Origin of the sequence: Actinosynnema sp. NPDC049800, assembly GCF_040656635.1 — a bacterium.
GTDB lineage: Bacteria > Actinomycetota > Actinomycetes > Mycobacteriales > Pseudonocardiaceae > Actinosynnema.
Genome location: NZ_JBFAMT010000058.1, coordinates 1 through 17184, shown reverse-complemented (window position 1 = coordinate 17184; position 17184 = coordinate 1). Strand labels below are relative to the sequence as shown.

Sequence of the window (17184 nt, the reverse complement as noted above, 5' to 3'; positions counted from 1 at the left end):
ACGGCCCCGCGGCGCGTCCACCGAGTCCACTTGCCCCAACCGCCGCACAACGGACCCGGAACCGCCGCACCCAGGCCCGATTTGACATGGGTTCGGGTGCCATAGGCTGGTCGAAGCCGGGCAGGCTTGGCGGACGCTTTTCCCGCCAGGCCTGCCCGGCTTTGGCCTGCCTGGGGTGCCCGTAAGGGCCCCATGTCAAATCGAGCCGAACCCAAGCCGGGCATCAAGCTGAAAACTGAACCGGAACCTCAATCGCAGCTCAGACGCCATCCACCTTGGCATACGAAGCAAACACCACCCCCGAGTCGAAAACTCTGGTCGACGCCTTGGCGAATCGCGCAGTGGAGAACTCGCCCGCAAACAGGGGGATGCCCTTACCCAGTACAATCGGGTGAATTTTGAGCACCAGTTCGTCGATCTCGGGCAGCAGGCCGGCGGCCAACCTGCCTCCTCCGCACAGCCAGATGCCCAGACCGTCCGACTCTTCCTTCAGTTCACGCACCTTGGCCAGCGGATCCGTCACCACCTGCACGTCCTCGGGCGTCGTGCTCAGCCGTGACGACACCACGTACTGGCGCAGGTGTGGGTAGGGACTCGGTAGTCCTCCTGGCACTTGATAGGTGGCGCGACCCATGAGGATCGTGTCGAAGTGCTGGTTGGGCGCGTCGATGCCCATGGCCTCGCGAGCCTGCGCGGGCAGCGTGTCGGGGTACTCCTCGACCAGGGCGGTCATGTGGTCGCCTTCGAACAGGAAGTCGCCGAAACCACCCTTCGGGTCCGCGATGAAGCCGTCGAGCGAGGTCGCGACGAAGTAGGTCAGGGTTCGCATGGTGGATTCCTCCTGGGTTCCTGGTTCCGGGGTTCCTGGTTCACGGGCTCGGCACGGACGCAGCGACAACCACTCCACCCGTAGTGCTCCGACTGTAGTACTATGCCCGGAGTGGTTGTCAAGGAGGAACCGTGGTGCGCAACCCGAACAGGCGAATGGCGCTGGTCGACGCGGCGATCGAGGTGCTGGCGCGCGAGGGCGCGCGAGGGCTGACGTTCCGTGCCGTCGACCAGGAGGCGGGGGTGCCCAACGGCACCGCGTCGAACTACTTCACCAGCCGCGACGACTTGCTGCGACAGGTCGGCGAGCACATCCACGTCCGGCTGACACCGGACGCGCAGAGGCTGGCCAGGACGATGGACGCGCCACCGGACAAGAGCCTCGTGGTGCGCCTGCTGCAAGAACTGCTGGAACGGCTCCAAGTCGACCGCACGGGCTACCTGGCCCTGCTGGAACTGAGACTCGAAGCCACCAGGCGCCCCGAGCTCCAGGCCGCGCTGACCAGGACGATCAGCGAGAACCTGGAGCAGAACGTCCGCTTCCACCTGGACGCGGGCCTACCCGGCGACCGCACCACCGTCGTCTCGCTCTACCTGGCGATGAGCGGCCTGATGGTGGAGCACCTGACCCTGCCCGACGTGCTTCCGCCAGAGGAGATGACCGAGCTGATCACAGCACTGGTCGACCGAACCTGACCGACGAACCCAGCCGAACGAACCGAACGAACCCAGCCGAACGAACCGAACGAACCTGACCAAGCCCGCCCGGCCCAGGTCACCGATCCAGCGGACCACCGATGATGGTCATCGCCACGAAGATCACCGCAAAGCCCAGCCCCGAGTACAGCAGCGCGTCCACGCTGCGCCCCCGGATCGCGATCAGCCCGGCCTGCTCGTCCGTCACCAGGACTCGCAGCAGCGCCGCGACCAGCAGCGCGACGCCGATCAGCACCGCGCCCTGCCGCCAGTGGTACTGGACGATCCGCACGAGACCGAGCCCCACCACCACCAGCACCAGCGCGAACGGCAGGTGCTTGCCCGCCGCGGACCGCCAGCGCTGCTCCGGCAACAACTCCACCGCTTCCCGCCTCAGGCCGTGCGCTCGGCTGCCTCGACCGTGTTGGTCAGCAGCATCGCAATGGTCATCGGACCCGCGCCACCCGGGATCGGCGCCAGGAAACCCGCCACCTCGGCCACGGACGGGTGAACGTCGCCCACCAACCCCGCCTCGGTGCGCGTGATGCCGACGTCGACCACGGCCGCGCCGGGCTTCACCATGTCCGCGGTGATCAGACCGGGGCTGCCCGCGCCCGCGACGACGATGTCCGCCCGCCGCACCTCGGCGGCCAGGTCCTTCGTGCCGGTGTGGCACAACGTCACGGTGGCGTTCTCCGAACGCCTGGTCAGCAGCAGCCCGATCGGACGCCCGACCGTCACCCCGCGACCGACGACGGTGACGTTCGCGCCCGACAGCGGCACGTCGTACCGCCGCAGCAGCTCGACCACGCCGCGCGGGGTGGCGGGCAGCGGGGCCTCGTCACCGAGCACCAGCTTGCCCAGGTTCACGGGGTGCAGGCCGTCGCCGTCCTTGCGCGGGTCGATGCGCTCCAGGATCGGGTTCGGGTCGAGGTGCTTGGGCAGCGGCAGCTGCACGATGTACGCGGTGCACGCCGGGTCGGCGTTCAGCTCGTCGATGACCTCTTCCAGCTGCGCCTGCGTGGTGTCCGCGGGCAGGTCGCGGCGGATCGACGTGATGCCGACCTTCTCGCACGCCAGGTGCTTGCCCCGCACGTACGAGTGCGAGCCCGGGTCGTCACCGACCAGCACGGTGGCCAGCCCCGGCGTCACCCCCCGCTCGCGCAACGCGCCGACCCGCGCGCGCAGGTCTTCGAAGATCGCGTCCCGGGTGGCCCTGCCGTTGAGGATCGTCGCAGTCACGTGCCTCATCCTCTCATCACCGCCGGCCGGGCAACGCGGCGACCACCACGGCCAGCAGCGTCAACGCCGTGCCGACCAGCGCGAGCACGGACACGTGCTCACCTGCGGCGGGAGCCACGACGTCCACCGCGAGCGCGCCGACGAGCTGCCCGGCGACCTGGCACAGCCCGACCAGCAGCACGCCCAGCCACCGCACGGCCAGCACGGCCGAGCCGATGGTGCAGACCCCGAGCGCCCCGCCCGCGTAGAACCACGGCTCGCTCGGCGCGGCCGTGGGCAGCCCGCGCACCGCCACGTCGACCGCGCACACGACGAGCAGCACCACCGTCCCGGTGCCGAAGTTGATCAGCGTGGTCACGCGCGTGCTCTGCGCCGCCTCGCGCACCAGCCCGTTCACCGCCTGCTGCCAGCCGAGCCCGAACCCGCCCAGCGCGGGCAGCAGCGCCAGCCACAACGCCGACGGGTCACCGGCCTCGTCCGACACGGCCACCGCGACCGCCACCACCGCCAACGCCGCACCGGCCACCCGCGGCCAGGTCAACGCCACCCGCCCGGCCGGACCGATGCCCGCCCGGTCCACCAGCAGGCTGCTCACCGCCTGCGAGCCCACCGCCGCCACCGTGAACACCGCCACGCCGAGCGCCGCGACCGTCAACCCCTGCGTGGACACGAAGAACGCCCCGCACGCGCCGCCGACGCACTGCCACCAGCGGATCCGCCCGTCCCGCAGCGACGACCACAGCCGACCGAGCCCGGCCCGCCCCGCCGCCGTCGTCGGCACGCCGAGCAGCAACAGCGCGAACCCACCGCCGAACGACACCAGCGCGGCCAGGAACCCGTCGCCGAACACGTGCCCCAGCTCGCCGTTCAACCGCCCCTGAACAGCCAGGAACGCCCCGCCGACGAACGCGAGCAGCGCACCGACCAGCCGAACCCGGTCACCCAACCCGCACTGCCTCCCGCTCGCGCACCCGGCTCGCCAGGAACGCGCCGACCAACGCCGCCACCGTGCTCGCACCGGCCGCCGCGGCCGGCCCGAAGTGGTCCAGCAGCGACCCGGCCACCGGCAGCGCCAACGCCGAGCCCGCCGTGGTGAACGTGCCCATCCAGCCGAACGCCTCGGCCTTGCGCTCGTCCGGCGCGAGCCCGCTGATCCGCTGGTTGTTGGCCGCGATGGCGGGCGCGATCGCCATGCCCCCCACCCCCAGCACCGCACCGATCAACCACACCGACGACGGGTCGAGCACCGGTGGCAGCACCAGCACCAGCGGTGCGATGCCCAGCGCCATCACCAGCATCCGCCGCGTGAACCTGGCCTGCCCGACGAGCCCGCCCGCGATCAGCCCGCCGAGGACCGACCCGACGCCCCACACCGCCGTCAGCACACCGGCCATCGCGGGTCTGCCCAGGTCACGTGCCCACGCGATGATCACCATGTCGATCGTCACGAGCGACGCCACCAGGAACAGCGCCGTCAGCAGCGCCAACGCCAGCGAACCGTCGCGCAGCAGCGTCCGCCCACCGGGTGCGGCCTCACGCGCCACCGGGCGGTCCAGCCCGGCCCGTCGCAGCGCGCCGCCGAAGCCGAGCGCGCCGAGCACCGCCAGCGCGCCGCACAGCCACAGCGCGACCTGCGCGTTCCACACCGCCACCACGGTCGCCGCCAGCGCGGGACCGACGATGTACATGACCTCCTGCATGGACGCCTCGACGGTGAACACCGCCGACTGCGCGGGTCCCGTCGCCAGCCGGGGGAAGCTCGCCCGGCTCATCGCCGTCACCGGCGGCGTGGACAGCCCGGTCAGGAACGCCACCACCACCGCCAACGGCCACGCCCCGCCGGGCGTGACGGCGGGCAGCACGCCGAGCACCGCGATGCCGACGCCGTAGCCGGCCGAAGTGACCAGCAGCAGCCGCCCGGCCGGGCTCCGGTCCGCGGCACGGCCCCGCAGCGGGCCCGCCACACCCATGCCCAGCGTCAACGCGCCGCCGACCACACCGGCCAGCGCGTACGACCCCGTCCACCCAGCTATCAGGAACGACACCGCCAGCGGCGTGCCCGGCAGGTGGATGCGGCCGACCATCGACCACAGCAGCAGCCACGGCAAGTGGGGTATCGCGGCGAGTTCCCGGTACGGACGGAGCACGGTGACACTCTGCCCGCACGCACCGACAACCCACCGCCGAATATCCGCGGGAACCCGTGGGCCTCGGTTAGCGTCAGCACCTCTGGAGAGCGCTCACGAGGGGACCGCTGTGACCGATCCGACAGGACGACGCGCCGAGTTGGAGGCGCGGAACGCGGCCATGCGCGAGCAGGTCGACTCCCTCCTGGCCGAGCTGCGGAAGAAGACCGACGAGCTGCGCGAGACGCAGGCGCAGGCCATGGCGATCACGGCGACCGCGGTGTCCAAGGACGGCTCCGTGCGCGCCACCGTCGACTCCGCCGGCGCGTTGACGTCCCTGGAGTTCTCCGCCAACGCGTTCGAGCGCACCACGCCCGACAAGCTGGCCCGGCTCACCGCCGAGACCGTGCAGCAGGCCGTGGCCAAGGCCAGGACCGAGCTGAACGAGGTGCTCGCGCCCGCGCAGGCAGGCCTGAGCATCGACCTGTCGGAGATGCTGCCCGGCGTGCCGTCCCTGGCCGACCTCATCCCCCAGCCGCCCGTCGTGCCGCAGCCGTCGACGCAGCCGCGTCGTCCCGCGCCGCGGTCCGACGATGACGACGGCGACACCATCATGGACAGGAGTGGCTGGTGAGCGGGTTCGACGTCAGCGTGTCCGGCCTGCGCCGAGGCGCGGGTCAGTTCGGTGCGGCGGGTGATTCGCTGGGTGGCGTGCTGCAGGCGTTGAGCTCGGCGTTGCAGGCCGAGGGCCAGTGCTGGGGCGGCGACGAGTCCGGGCAGGCGTTCGCCAAGGAGTACGTGCCGAATTCGCAGGCGACGTTGGAGGCCTTCGGCAACCTCGCCACGGCCCTTGCCGACATCCGCACCGGCGTGGAGCAGACCGCCGATGCCTACGAGGGTTCCGACCAGGGCAACGCGACCGGGATCTCCCGGACTTACTGAGGGGCACTGCGGTGGGCATCGAGATCCCGGGCGAGGTCACCTGGCTCTTCCCGATCGTGGTCGGGCAGAGCTGGCCGGAGGGTGACGAGACGGCGCTTCGGCGGATGGCCGACGCCTACCGCACGGCCGCGCAAGGCGTGAAGTCGGTCATCGACGAGGGCAACGGCGCGGCGTCCACCGTGTACGCGAGCCAGACCGGCGAGGCCGTCAAGGCGTTCGAGGAGTACTGGAAGAAGTTCTCCGCGGGCGACGACTCCTACCTGCCGAAGCTGCAGAAGATCTGCGAGCAGCTGGCGGACAGCTGCGACAACACCGCGCTGGAGGTGGAGTACACCAAGCTGTCGATCATCGCGTCGCTGATCGCGCTGGCGATCGAGATCGCCGCGCTGATCGCCGCGGCGTTCGGCACGTTCGGCGCGACGACGGCGGGCATCCCGATCGCGCAGCAGGCGACCCGGTTGATCGTGCAGTTCACGTTCCGGCAGTTGATCATCGCGATCCTCAAGGAGGTCGCGATCTCGGTCGGCATCGACGCGGCCATCCAGGCGATCCAGGTGGCGCGCGGCGACCGCGAGTCGTGGGACTGGGGCAAGACCACCGAGGCGGCGGTCTCGGGCGCGGTGTCCGGGCTGGTCGGCGGGGTGTCGGGCGGGCTGAAGTTCGAGGGCGGCGGGCTGGCCGGGCAGGTGGCGGTCGGCGCGACGCGCGGTGCGGTCGAGGGCGCGGTGTCCACCGTGGGCACGGCGGCCGTGATGGGGCAGGACATCTCGGCGCGGGACGTGCTGATGGGCGCGTCGGCCGGTGCGGTGTCCGGTGGGATCGGCGGCGCCAAGGACGGGATCTCCGTCGAGCCGCCGCGGGTGAACGCCGGCGGACCGGACGGCGGGCCGCCGAACCTCGGGCCGACGCCGGGCGGCGTTCCCGGTGGTGTGCCCGGTGGTGTGCCCGGAGGTTCGCCGAGTGGGCCGCCGGTGAACCGTGACGGCTTGAACCGGCCGCCCGCCGGGACGACTGCGGCTTCGTCCGTGGCCGCACCGCCCGCGCCCGGGCCGAGGGTCAGCGCGCCGCCTTCGGTCGGTGGTGAGTCCGCCGGGTCTTCGCCTGGTGGTGCTCCGGTGCCGTCGGCCTTCAACGGTCCCGGGACGTCCGGTGGGCGCAGCGGCGCGTCGGTGCCGACGTCACCCGGTGGTGGTGGGACGGGGCCGTCGATCGGCAGTCGGCTCGGGACGGCTCCCGGTGGACCGGCCCCGAGCAGCGCGCCCGGCGGTCCTGCTCTTGGCTCGGCTCCCGGTTCGGCTCCTGGTTCGACGCCGGGTGCTGCCCCTGCCCGGATGCCCGGTGGGATGCTTGGTGGTCCGGCGTTCGCGCCGGGCACGGCCGGCGGTCCGCCGAGCGGGTTGAGCGCTGCTCCCGCCGCTACCGCCGCTCCTGCCGCGACGCCTCACAGCGCGTCCGCCGCGCCTGGTCTCCGGCCGGGTGGGGCGATGCCCGGTGTGCCCGCCGCGGGTGGGTCTGTGCCGGGTGGTTCTCCGTTCGGTGGGACGACTCCCGGCGGGCAGGGTCACGGCGGTCCGACGCCTGGTGCGGGGATGCCGGGGATCGGTGCGCCGGGTAGCGGTGTGCCGGGCGGTGGCACGCCTGGTGGTTCGGCGCTCGGTGGTTCGTCTCTTGGTGGGCAGACGCCGGGCGGTGCGACGGCCGGCGGGCCTGTCCCTAACGGCTCGCTGCCCGGCGGGTCGACGCCGGGTGGGACGCCGGGCGGCCCGGTGCCCGGTGGGTCCACTCCCGGCGGCTCGACCGCTGGTGGGCCGGTTCCTGGCGGAGCTGTGCCTGGCGGTGCTTTGCCCGGCGGTGCCACGCCGGGTGGATCGACGCCTGGTGGCTCTGTGCCGGGTGGGCCGACGCCTGGAGCGGTTCCCGGTGGGGCGACGCCCGGTGGCGCACTGCCTGGTGGGTCGGTGCCCGGTGGCGGGGTTGCTGGTGGTCCGGCTGCTGGTGGTCCGGTCCCGGGTGGTGCGCCTGTTGGTGGGGCACTGGCCGGCGGGGCTGTTGCCGGCGGTGTGATCGCGGGTGGGATGCCGCTCGGCGGGTCGATGCCCGGTGGATCTACGCCTGGTGGGTCGGTGTCCGGTGGGTCGATGCCTGGTGGGCCGACGCCTGGATCCGCACCTTCGGGTTCTGCGCCTTCGGGTTCCGCGCCTGCCGGTTCCGCGCCGGTGGTGGGCGGCAGTGGTGGTCCGGCGGCCGGTGGGGCAGCTCCCGCCGCGGGGGCCGGGACTGGGGCTCCGGCGACTGGGGCTCCGGCGGCTGGTGCGCCGATGGCGGGTGCGGCCGGCGGTGTCGCGCCTCCGGCCGGCGGTGCGCCCGGTGGTGGGCGTGGGGCTGCCGCGCCCGCGGCCAGTGGCTTCGTGGCCGATCCTCCCGCACCTCCCGCTCCTCCCGCGTCGTCCGGCTCGCCTTCCGGCCGGGATCAGAACGGGCGCGGGCACGACTCCGTCAGTGCCAGTTCCTTGACCGGGATGCCGGTTCAGCCGTTGCCCGCGACCGGTCCCGGGGCGTTGCCCGAGCAGCGCGGGCCCGCGTCCACCGCTCCGCCGCAGACGTCCGCGCCCGCGCCGCAGCCCGGTGGGTTCGGTCCGCAGCCTGGTGGGTTCGGCCCGCAGCCCGGCGGACCCGCGCCCGCCGGTCCGCAACCCGGAGCACCGGTCCGGCCGGACGCTTCCGCGCCGACGCGCGGGCCGGAGCCGGCGGCACGTTCGGCCCAGCCGGCTACCGCCCCGCCTGCTACCTCCCAGCCTGCTACCTCCCAGCCGCCGACGGCTCCGCACCGCACCGACGGCCCCGCTCCCGCCGCTCGCGGCACGGACGGCCCGACGCCGCCGACCAGCGGCCCGACCCCGGCCACCGACGGCCCCACGCCCTCCACGGACGGGCCCAAGCCGGACAGCGCCCCGGTCGACAGCACGCCGCCGGACAGCACGTCGCCCGACCCCACCGACAGCACGCCGGACACCGACAGCACCCCCGACACCGAAAGCACCGAGACGCCGAACGACCTGGTCGGCGAACCCGGCGACGAGCACACCCCGGCGTCCAGCCACGAGTGGCCCGCCGAGACCGACACCGGCACCGGCACCGACACCGACGCGAAGACCGACACGACCGGCGCGGATACCGGCGCGGATACCGGCACCGCCGCGGATCCGTTCCCCCAGAAGAACGTCTGGGGCCAGCCCGCAGGCGTCGTCCCCGGCTTCTCCCACGACGGCCCCTACGTCCCCGTCCACGAGAGCACCGGCCCCACGGACCAGTCCGTCGGCACGTACGACCAACGCGCCGCCGCCCTCATCGAGCCGACCTACCAGCCCTACGGCCCGTACGGCGACTACCAGTCGTTCCGCGACGCCCACTCCAAGCCCGACGGCAGCATCGACTGGCCGCCGAACCAGGGCGCGGACGGCCCGCGGGTCGTCGTGGAACTGCCCGCCGGCACCGTCCTCGACCGGTTCGGCAGCCCCAACGGCGACTTCCTCTCCCCGCTGCGCCCGGACGGCCAGGCCTACGGGTTCGGCGAGCGCGCGATCATGCCGGACAGCCTCGGCAAGGGCTACCACGTCTACGTCCTGGACGCCCCCCTCACCGTCGAGCTGGCCCCGGTCGCACCCGCCTTCGACCAGAACGGCGGCGCGCGCCAGCTCCAACCCGTCCTCGACGCGGCCCTCGCCGACCCGGCCACGGGCAAGATGAGCGTCCAGCGCCTGATCGACCTGGGCGTCCTGCACGAGGTCGACGTGCCGCCCGCCGACGGTCGCGTGCTGCCGCCCGACTTCGGCACGTTCGACCAGGACGGCAACGTCCGCACACCCGACCCGGTCACCGTCGCCGACGCGCGGAACGGCGCGTTCGACGGCTACACCCCGGCCGACCCGCCCGCGACCCTCACCCCGAACCCCGACCTCGGCCCGGTCGCGCACCAGGGACCGATCCCGATCGGCGAGGTGTCCCAGCGCGTCGACCAGGCGATCCGCAACAGCCAGGTCACCGACTCGGGCGTCGCGCTGCACACCGAGGACCGCCTGCGCGACCTGTCGAGCCGCATCCCGGCCAACGACGACCACGTCGTCCTCGACATCCACACCGACGGCGACGGCGTCCGCATCGGCGACACGCACTACACCCGCGCCGAGCTGGTCGAGCTGATCAACAACCACCCCGACCTCGCCGACCGGCCGATCGTGTTCGTCGGCTGCGACGCGGGCGCGGGCGGCGAGAACAGCCTGGCCGCGCACGTCGCCCGCGAGACCGGCCAGCGGGTCATCGCGCCGGACACCCTGGCCTGGTCCGACCGCGACGGCAACGTCTACGCCAGCACGCCGAACGAGTCCGGCACCGGCCCGAAGCTCCCGCCCGACGGCGGCTGGCACGCGTTCGAGCCCGACGGCACGCACGCGCCGACCGGCGAGCACGGCATGCCGCCCGGCCACGAGCCCAGGGGCGACCTCGCCACCGACGGCCAGGAGCACCGCGGCCGCCTCGACATCGAGCCGCAGGTCCAGCAGCCGTGGACGGCGCCCGAGACCGCCAACGAGCAGCACGTCCGGCTGCGCGACGACCAGTCGTTCTTCCACACCGGCCAGGACCTGCCGCGCGACACCCGGATCACGGTCCAGGGCGAGGACGGCAACGTCCGCACCGTCGTGCACGTGGACGCCGACGGCAACGTCCACGTCGACGCCATCGCGCCGAACACCCGCCACGGCGACAACCCCGAGGTCCGCCACCCCGCGCCGAACGCCCACTACCGCGTCGAGGTCGGCCACCGGCACGACGTGTTCGTGGCCAACGCCGACGGCACCCGCCAGACCACCCAGGACACGATCAAGATCGGCGACCGGTCCGTCACGATCGACCGCGCGGTGATCATCGAGCCGATCCCCGAGCCAGCCAACGGCCGGCAGGCGATCGACCGCGACCACCCGCTCGCGCCCAGACCGGACGAGGCGTTCACCGCGCGCACCGACCTCCCGCCGAACACGCGGATGGAGGTCCACGACACCGAGGGCACCTACCGCGGCACGGTGCAGACCGACGCGGACGGCAAGCCGAGGTGGGTGGCCGCGCCGGACTACCTGTCCACCGACGTCCGCAACCCCGAGGTCCAGCACACCTCTCAGGGCACGAACTACAACATCGACCGCGGACCCCTGCACCAGGAGTTCACCACCAACGCCGAGGGCCACCCGCAGCACGCGGTCGAGCGCACCGAGCCGACCACGACCAGGCAGGCCCCGGTCACCGACCTCGGGCAGGGCGAGCCGTTCAGCCGGCCCGGCCAGGTGCACGACCCCAGCACCGAGTACCTCGTCACCGACGAGCACGGCCAGCACCGCGGCCGGTTCCTCACCGACGAGTCCGGCCACGTGGTCTTCGAGGACACCCACTCGGGCCAGCGCAGCCGGGTCAACACCGAGATCACCCGGGCGCCGTCGCACGCCGAGGTCACCTCCGACGGCTTCTACGGCCTGGGCAAGGCCCAGCACCCGACCCAGAGCTGGCCGGCGCCCGCCAACGGCGAGGTCGAGCTGGCCATGCGGCGGACCAAGACCGACGACGGCTACGTCTACTCGGTGAACGTCGTCAGCGGCGACACCAGCGGCTGGACGCCCGAGCAGCGCGCCGCCGTGACCAGGCCGTTCTCCAACGCCGACCCGTTCGCCGGCCGCGCCGACCTGCCGCCGGACACCCGGTTCGTGCTCGACGACCACAAGAAGCAGGGCTACGGCACGTTCCAGACCGGCCCGGACGGCGCGGCCTCGCACGTGCACACGTTCCGGCCGTTCAGCCCGGACCTGAACAACCCGCTGCCCAACGCGGTGCTGGTCGCCGACAACGACGCGTGGCGCGGTCGCACGAACCGCGACGGCGAGACGGTCGCGACGACCGGCCGGCCCGACCTGAGGTCCGGCGGCGCGATCCGGCGCGACGGCAGCGCCCAGACCGACGTCGGCAGTCACGGCGAGGTCGACGCGGACGGCAAGAAGCTGTCCGACGGCGGGCACCACCAGGGCAACGAGACCGGCGGCCCCGGCGAGGCGGCGAACCAGTCGAGCCAGCAGCGCGACCAGAACCAGGGCAACGGGCGCCCGGCGTTCGCCACCGCCGAGACGTGGCACCGGATGGAGCGGGACCGCGCGAAGTTCCTGAAGTCCGGCGGTACGGTCGAGATGATCGACACGTTCGCCCTGCGCGACCCGCTGCAACGCCACCCCCACACCTACCAGACGCGGTGGCGTGTGACGCTCGCCGACGGCACGACCGAGATCTACGTCAGGAGCTACCCGAATGAGCACAACGCAGCCCTCTGGCCGGCCGGGTTCTGAGCAGCGCCACGACGAGCTGCTCCAGCACATCGGCGGCATGCTGCTGGACGCTGCTCCGGACGGCTTCCGGCGGATCGACCTGCTGGTGCGGATGACCGTGGCCGTCCAGGACGCGACGCTGAAGGTCTACATGCCCGACCGCACCACCCCCGAGGTGATGCCGCCGGAAGGGCTGCACGCCGCGTTCCAGGAGATGCGGCAGGTGCTGTACCAGCCGGGCCGCGGCACGTGGTTCTCCGCCCGGTGCGTGGTGAACGCGCCGGTCCACATCGACATCACCTACAACTTCGACCACGACCCGCGGTTCACCCCGGAGGTGCCCGCCGCGGACTTCGCCCGTGACCTCCAGGCCTTCCCCCGCGACGAGGCCTTCATCCCCGACTGGCTGCGCGCCAAGCTGGCCGAGGCGAGCGAGGACGCTCACCAGGGCGGAACCCGCCCGGAGGAAGCAAGTACCGAGGAGCAGAACGCATGACCGCACCGCAGCTGGACGTCGAGGACCAGAACGCGATCCTCGGCTCCGTCACCACCCTGCTGGTGCAGCGCCTGCCCGGCGACTGGGAGCAGCTGTTCGTCGACTTCCGGATGACGGGCCGCTACGTGGAGACGCAGGTCTCCGGGCTGACCATGTACGGCTCGTCGTTCGACTGGGAGCTGCCGCCGGAGGCGCTGCCGTTCTTCGTGCAGCTGCGCGACGGCATGGCGCGACCGGGCCACGGCACGTGGTTCACGCTCAAGCTCCACCTCGTGCACCCCGACACGTACTCCGCCGAGTTCGACCGGGACGCCGAGCCGGACTGGACCCAGCCGCCCCCCGAGCGGCACTACGCCGAAGAGCTGGAGCTCTACCCGCGCGACGACGACGCGATCCCGGCCTGGCTCCGCGAACGCGCGGGCCTCGGCCCGGCCCGGAGCACCGTGATCGCCGCGCCGCTGTTCGACGGGCCCGACCCGACGGTGCACGACCGGCCGGCCGTGCACCCGCAGGAGCTGGACGACGTGCTGGCCTACCTGGAGCGCGCGCCGGTCGTGCTGGCCGCGCGCTCCTACGGCCCCGACGCGCTCAAGCCGGAAGCCACGCCGTCCGTGCCGCTGTCCTTCCACACCGACGGCACGTGGGTGTGGCCCGGCGGGGTGGCGTACTACCTGCGCAACCACCACGTGCCGCCGGTGCCGCAGCTCGTGCAGCACATCCGGGACAACGGCTACACCGTGCCGCCGGTCGCCGCCGAGGCCGAGCAGGCGGCCGTCGCCGTCGCCACCGGGCAGGCCGAGGGCGCGCCGCTGCCCGAGCACGAGCCGCGCGTGATCACCGAGGTCGACCGGCGCGCGCTCGACCACCTCAAGGAGCGGCTGGACCACTTCGGGGTCGACGAGTCGGAGTACGGGATCCTCGAGCCGAAGCCCGACGCGTTCGTCATCGAGCCGGCGCCGGGCCGGTCCGGCTGGCAGGTCCAGTTCTGGGACGCGAGCCGCGGACCGCACGGTCGGCCGCGCGTGTACGAGCACGCCGTGGACGCGGCGAAGGTGCTGCTGGCCGAGCTGCTGTGGCGGGCCGACCTGGACCGCACGCGCGCGGCGGCGGACACCGGCGCCCTGGTGCTGCCGGTCGCGGACATCCAGCCCATGCCCGACGAGCCGCCGCTGTCGCTGTTCCGCGACCGCGAGAACGTGGTCATCCCGGTCGGGGCCGAGCTCGACCGGTTCGGCGCGGAGCTGGGCAACCTCGTCTACACCGCCGGGACCATGTTCGGCCACCGATCGTTGCCACCGGATTGGCTGAACCGTCGCTACCACGTGTACCGGGTGCAGAAGCCGGTGCCCGCCCTCAAGGGCATCGCGGTGCCGTGGTTCGGGCAAGTCGGGGGCGGAACGGGCTACTTCCTGGCCGCCTCCGTGCGTGACCTGTTGGCCGACGGGAGCCTGGTCGAAGTGGCCGCGGCGGCGATGCAGCAGCCGCAACCGGGCGTCTAGGCACGGTCGCGTGGCGTCATTACTCCGTTCGGCTCAGCGGGGGCCCGTGCGGGCACTGGGAGTCGCGGGGGAAGATGTTGCACGTGTCCGAGCTGAAGCCGCTGAACCCGACCGAGCAGGATGCGCTGGTCAAGCAGATCGGCCTGACGCTGATGCGGGCCGCGCCGGAGGAGTGGCGGCACGTGACCGCGGAGTACCGCGCGACCGGCCGGTACTTCGAGCTGGCCGCCGAGGTGCGCACCGTCGACGGCGCCCTGCGCGCCTGGTCGCCGCCCCAGGAGGTGGCCGGGCTGTTCTCGCGGCTGCGCGCGGGCATGTACCGGGACGGCCGGGGCAGCTGGTCCAACGCCCGCTACCAGCTTGACCACCCGTCCAGCTACAACCTCGACTTCGACCGCGCCGAGCCGTCCTGGACCACGCCACCGCCGCCGCAGGCGTACCTGGACGAGATGCGGTTCTTCCCGCGCACCGACGAGAACGTGCCGGACTGGCTGCGGCGACGGCTCCAGCAGGCGCCGCCCCCGCCGCCGCCGCCCGTCGACCAGGCGGCGCCGCCCCGCGCGTTCCGCACGGCCCGGGTGTTCGACGGCGCGGGTCCCGGCGGTCGGCCCTCGGTCAACCGGCCGCCGATCGCCGAGACCGACCACGCCCTGCTGCTGAGCTACCTGGACCGGGCGCCGGTCGCGGTGATCGGGCGCGGGTTCGACGCGGACGTGCTCAACCCGGACGCGCCGTCGGTGGTGCCGGTGGCGTTCCAGACCGACGGCCACTGGATCTGGCCCGCCGCGGTCGGCTACTACCTGCGCGCCTACGGCGTGCCGCCGGAGCCGGAGCTGGTCGAGCGGGCCAAGGCGCTGGACTTCGTGCTGCCGGAGGTGACCGAGGAGGCCCGGGTCGCCGCCGCGGCGAACCTGGGCGCGCCGGCCGCGCCGCAGGGCACCGAGCTGCCGGTCGCCGAGCCCTCGCCCGCGCCGGTCGAGCCGCCCGTCGAGGTGGGCGCCACCGTGGTCGCGTCGCTGCCCGAACCGCCGGCCGACGAGCCGCGGCCCGCCGAGGCGGCGGCGGACGTCGAGAGGACGGCGAACCTCACCGAGCTCAAGCCGGACGTGATCGAGTACGCGCAGGACGGCCCGCCGTACCGGGTGCGGTTCGACGAGGACGGCCCGGTGATCGACGACCGGTACCGGCGCGAGTCCTACGTGGACGGGATGGACCTGTTCGCGCCGGGCGCCTACGAGCGCGAGGAGGCCGACGACCAGCCCGAGCTCCACGAGACCCAGACCTGGAGCCCGTTCGCGGACGAGGAACCGGAGGCCGGGCCCGCCGAGGAGACCGGCGAGGTCGAGGCGGTCACCGACGAGCCCGCGCACGACCAGGCGCCGCACGAGCGCGCACCGCACGACCAGCCCGCGTACGACCAGGCCGAGCCGGAGCCGGTCTACGAGCAGCCGTCGCACGAGCCGGTCTACGAGCAGCAGCACGAGCAGGCGTACGAACCGCACCAGCACGACCCGCACCAGCACGACCCGCACCAGCACGACCCGCACCAGCACGACCCGCACCAGCACGAGCAGACCGAGCACGAGCCGCAGCCGGCCGAGGAGCAGGCGCCCGAAATCGACGCCCGCCACTCCGCCGACGAGGCCGAGGTCACCGCCGAGTTCGAGGTCGACCAGGCCCGCCTCTACACGCCGGAGCACACCGAGGAGCCGGGCTTCGCCGACCGCGCCGAGACCCGGTTCGAGGAGTCGGCCGAGCAGGCGTTCACCCAGCCCGACGAGCCGCTGTTCGCCGAGCAGGCCGCCGACGACCGGCACGAAGAGCGGCACGACGAGCCCGAGTCCCGCTTCGACGACCACGACCACCGCGAAGCCCACGACGACCACCACGACGAGCACCGCGACCACCACGAGGACCGTGAGGCCCACGCCGAACCGGCCGACCAGCCGCAGTTCGTGGAACAGGTGCCGCCGCCGTTCGCCGACCAGGCGACGCAGTTCGCCGAGGCCGTGCGGCCGTTCGACGACGTGAGCCCGGCCGCGGCCCCCGCGCCGAGCCTGACGCCACCGCCGCCACCGCCCGTCCAGCCGCCGCCACCGGCCGAGCCGCGCCAGGTCACGCCGGAAGAGGAGCGCGAGCTCTCGTCCATCCGCCGCGCGCTGGACGAGCTCGACGTGCCGCCCGCCGCCTACCGGTTCGGCGAGCCCGCCGACCGCGCCTGGCTGCTGCGCACCGAGGGCCCGGACTGGGAGGTGTCGTGGTTCGACCACGGGCCGACCAACCCGGTCCGCTTCGACCGGCTGGAGGACGCCGCCGCGTACCTGACCGGCAAGCTGGTGCTCACCAGCCGCCGCCCGCCGCGCCCGCTGCCGCCGCCCCCGCCGCCGCAGCGCCCCCGTCCGCCGATGAACAACGGGTTCCGCGAGGAGCCGCCGCGCCGCCCCGCGCCGCCGCAGCGCCCGCCGGTCGAACCGCCCGCGCCGGTCCAGCAGCAGGGCGCGGGCCAGCCGTCGGGCGCCACGACGTCGACGCAGGAGCCCAAGCCCCAGCGGTCGTGGCCGATCAACCCGATGAACGGCGAACCGCCGCTCACCCTGTTCCGGCACAAGACGATGGTCGAGCTGCCCGCCGGCATGGAGGTGGACCGCTTCGGCGAGGGCGAGGGCAACCTCGTCTACGCGGCGGGCACTCCGTTCGCGCAGCGCTCGCTGGTGCCGTCGTGGATCAACCGCCCGTACCACGTGTACCGGCTGCGCCGACCGGTCGAGGTGCTGACCGGTGTGGCCGTGCCGTGGTTCGAGCAGCCCGGCGGCGGCACGGCCTACCTGATGCCGAAGACGATCGACGACATGGTCGCCGACGGCGTGCTGGTCGAGGTCGCGGGCCAGGAGGCCCCGGGCCACTAGCGCCTGTTTCACAAGTCCGTGTTCGCGATAGTCGGGCCTGAGGCGGCTCCCGGGGGCACGGCCGAATGGGCCACATACAACAGCGGTATG

The 17184-nt window shown here is 73.3% G+C and carries 13 protein-coding genes and 1 pseudogene; 9 read left to right on the top strand and 5 right to left on the bottom strand.

Features of this window, described 5'->3' with window-relative positions; genetic code table 11:
- Positions 1-259: 259 nt before the first annotated feature.
- A complete protein-coding gene (locus tag AB0I91_RS37675; RefSeq protein WP_499641132.1) occupies positions 260-829 on the bottom strand; it encodes a dihydrofolate reductase family protein in 570 nt (189 codons plus the stop codon).
- A gap of 131 nt (positions 830-960) precedes the next feature.
- On the opposite strand from AB0I91_RS37675, the gene AB0I91_RS37670 reads away from it, so the two are divergent.
- Positions 961-1524 (top strand): TetR/AcrR family transcriptional regulator, encoded by a 564-nt coding sequence (locus AB0I91_RS37670; protein WP_498782090.1) that lies wholly within the window; start codon positions 961-963, stop codon positions 1522-1524.
- A gap of 79 nt (positions 1525-1603) precedes the next feature.
- On the opposite strand, the gene AB0I91_RS37665 is transcribed toward AB0I91_RS37670, so the two are convergent.
- Genes AB0I91_RS37665 through AB0I91_RS37650 form a run of 4 tightly spaced genes read right to left on the bottom strand, consistent with a single transcriptional unit; the run spans position 1604 to position 4913 of the window.
- Complete coding sequence (locus tag AB0I91_RS37665) at positions 1604-1897, bottom strand: DUF3017 domain-containing protein (protein WP_230572409.1); 294 nt, start codon at positions 1895-1897, stop codon at positions 1604-1606.
- Between the two features lie 20 nt (positions 1898-1917).
- A complete protein-coding gene (locus AB0I91_RS37660; RefSeq protein ID WP_053721596.1) occupies positions 1918-2766 on the bottom strand; it encodes a bifunctional methylenetetrahydrofolate dehydrogenase/methenyltetrahydrofolate cyclohydrolase in 849 nt (282 codons plus the stop codon).
- Between the two features lie 16 nt (positions 2767-2782).
- Positions 2783-3712, bottom strand: a complete 930-nt coding sequence (locus AB0I91_RS37655) for a DMT family transporter (protein WP_499641130.1) — start codon at positions 3710-3712, stop codon at positions 2783-2785.
- The gene (locus AB0I91_RS37650; RefSeq protein ID WP_499618163.1) at positions 3705-4913 is read right to left on the bottom strand and encodes an MFS transporter; all 1209 of its coding nucleotides are present in this window, start codon (positions 4911-4913) and stop codon (positions 3705-3707) included. The genes AB0I91_RS37655 and AB0I91_RS37650 overlap by 8 nt, the downstream gene beginning before the upstream one ends.
- A 109-nt stretch (positions 4914-5022) precedes the next feature.
- On the opposite strand from AB0I91_RS37650, the gene AB0I91_RS37645 reads away from it, so the two are divergent.
- The 8 genes and pseudogenes from AB0I91_RS37645 to AB0I91_RS37610 all read left to right on the top strand — a co-directional run bounded on the left by AB0I91_RS37645 (position 5023) and on the right by AB0I91_RS37610 (position 17094).
- Positions 5023-5526 (top strand): YbaB/EbfC family nucleoid-associated protein, encoded by a 504-nt coding sequence (locus tag AB0I91_RS37645; RefSeq protein WP_499641128.1) that lies wholly within the window; start codon positions 5023-5025, stop codon positions 5524-5526.
- Positions 5523-5834: a WXG100 family type VII secretion target gene (locus AB0I91_RS37640; RefSeq protein ID WP_230572357.1), complete on the top strand. Its 312-nt coding sequence runs from the start codon at positions 5523-5525 to the stop codon at positions 5832-5834. The genes AB0I91_RS37645 and AB0I91_RS37640 overlap by 4 nt, the downstream gene beginning before the upstream one ends.
- Before the next feature lie 11 nt (positions 5835-5845).
- Positions 5846-6235: pseudogene (locus AB0I91_RS37635) on the top strand (WXG100-like domain-containing protein); the annotation flags it as partial.
- Between the two features lie 1462 nt (positions 6236-7697).
- Complete coding sequence (locus AB0I91_RS37630) at positions 7698-7898, top strand: hypothetical protein (RefSeq protein WP_498782105.1); 201 nt, start codon at positions 7698-7700, stop codon at positions 7896-7898.
- Positions 7899-8353: 455 nt separating this feature from the next.
- Positions 8354-12214: a glycohydrolase toxin TNT-related protein gene (locus AB0I91_RS37625; RefSeq protein ID WP_499641159.1), complete on the top strand. Its 3861-nt coding sequence runs from the start codon at positions 8354-8356 to the stop codon at positions 12212-12214.
- Positions 12177-12689 (top strand): hypothetical protein, encoded by a 513-nt coding sequence (locus AB0I91_RS37620; RefSeq protein ID WP_498782081.1) that lies wholly within the window; start codon positions 12177-12179, stop codon positions 12687-12689. The genes AB0I91_RS37625 and AB0I91_RS37620 overlap by 38 nt, the downstream gene beginning before the upstream one ends.
- The gene (locus tag AB0I91_RS37615) at positions 12686-14188 is read left to right on the top strand and encodes a TNT domain-containing protein (protein WP_499641126.1); all 1503 of its coding nucleotides are present in this window, start codon (positions 12686-12688) and stop codon (positions 14186-14188) included. The genes AB0I91_RS37620 and AB0I91_RS37615 overlap by 4 nt, the downstream gene beginning before the upstream one ends.
- A gap of 83 nt (positions 14189-14271) precedes the next feature.
- Positions 14272-17094 (top strand): TNT domain-containing protein, encoded by a 2823-nt coding sequence (locus AB0I91_RS37610; protein WP_499641124.1) that lies wholly within the window; start codon positions 14272-14274, stop codon positions 17092-17094.
- Positions 17095-17184 lie beyond the last annotated feature (90 nt).

What these genes read in the sequence shown, in the direction of transcription:
- AB0I91_RS37675 (WP_499641132.1), bottom strand. Translation starts at nt 829, where the DNA reads ATGCGAACCCTGACCTACTTCGTCGCGACCTCGCTCGACGGCTTCATC.
- AB0I91_RS37625 (WP_499641159.1), top strand. Translation starts at nt 8,354, where the DNA reads ATGCCGGTTCAGCCGTTGCCCGCGACCGGTCCCGGGGCGTTGCCCGAG.
- AB0I91_RS37620 (WP_498782081.1), top strand. Translation starts at nt 12,177, where the DNA reads ATGAGCACAACGCAGCCCTCTGGCCGGCCGGGTTCTGAGCAGCGCCAC.
- AB0I91_RS37615 (WP_499641126.1), top strand. Translation starts at nt 12,686, where the DNA reads ATGACCGCACCGCAGCTGGACGTCGAGGACCAGAACGCGATCCTCGGC.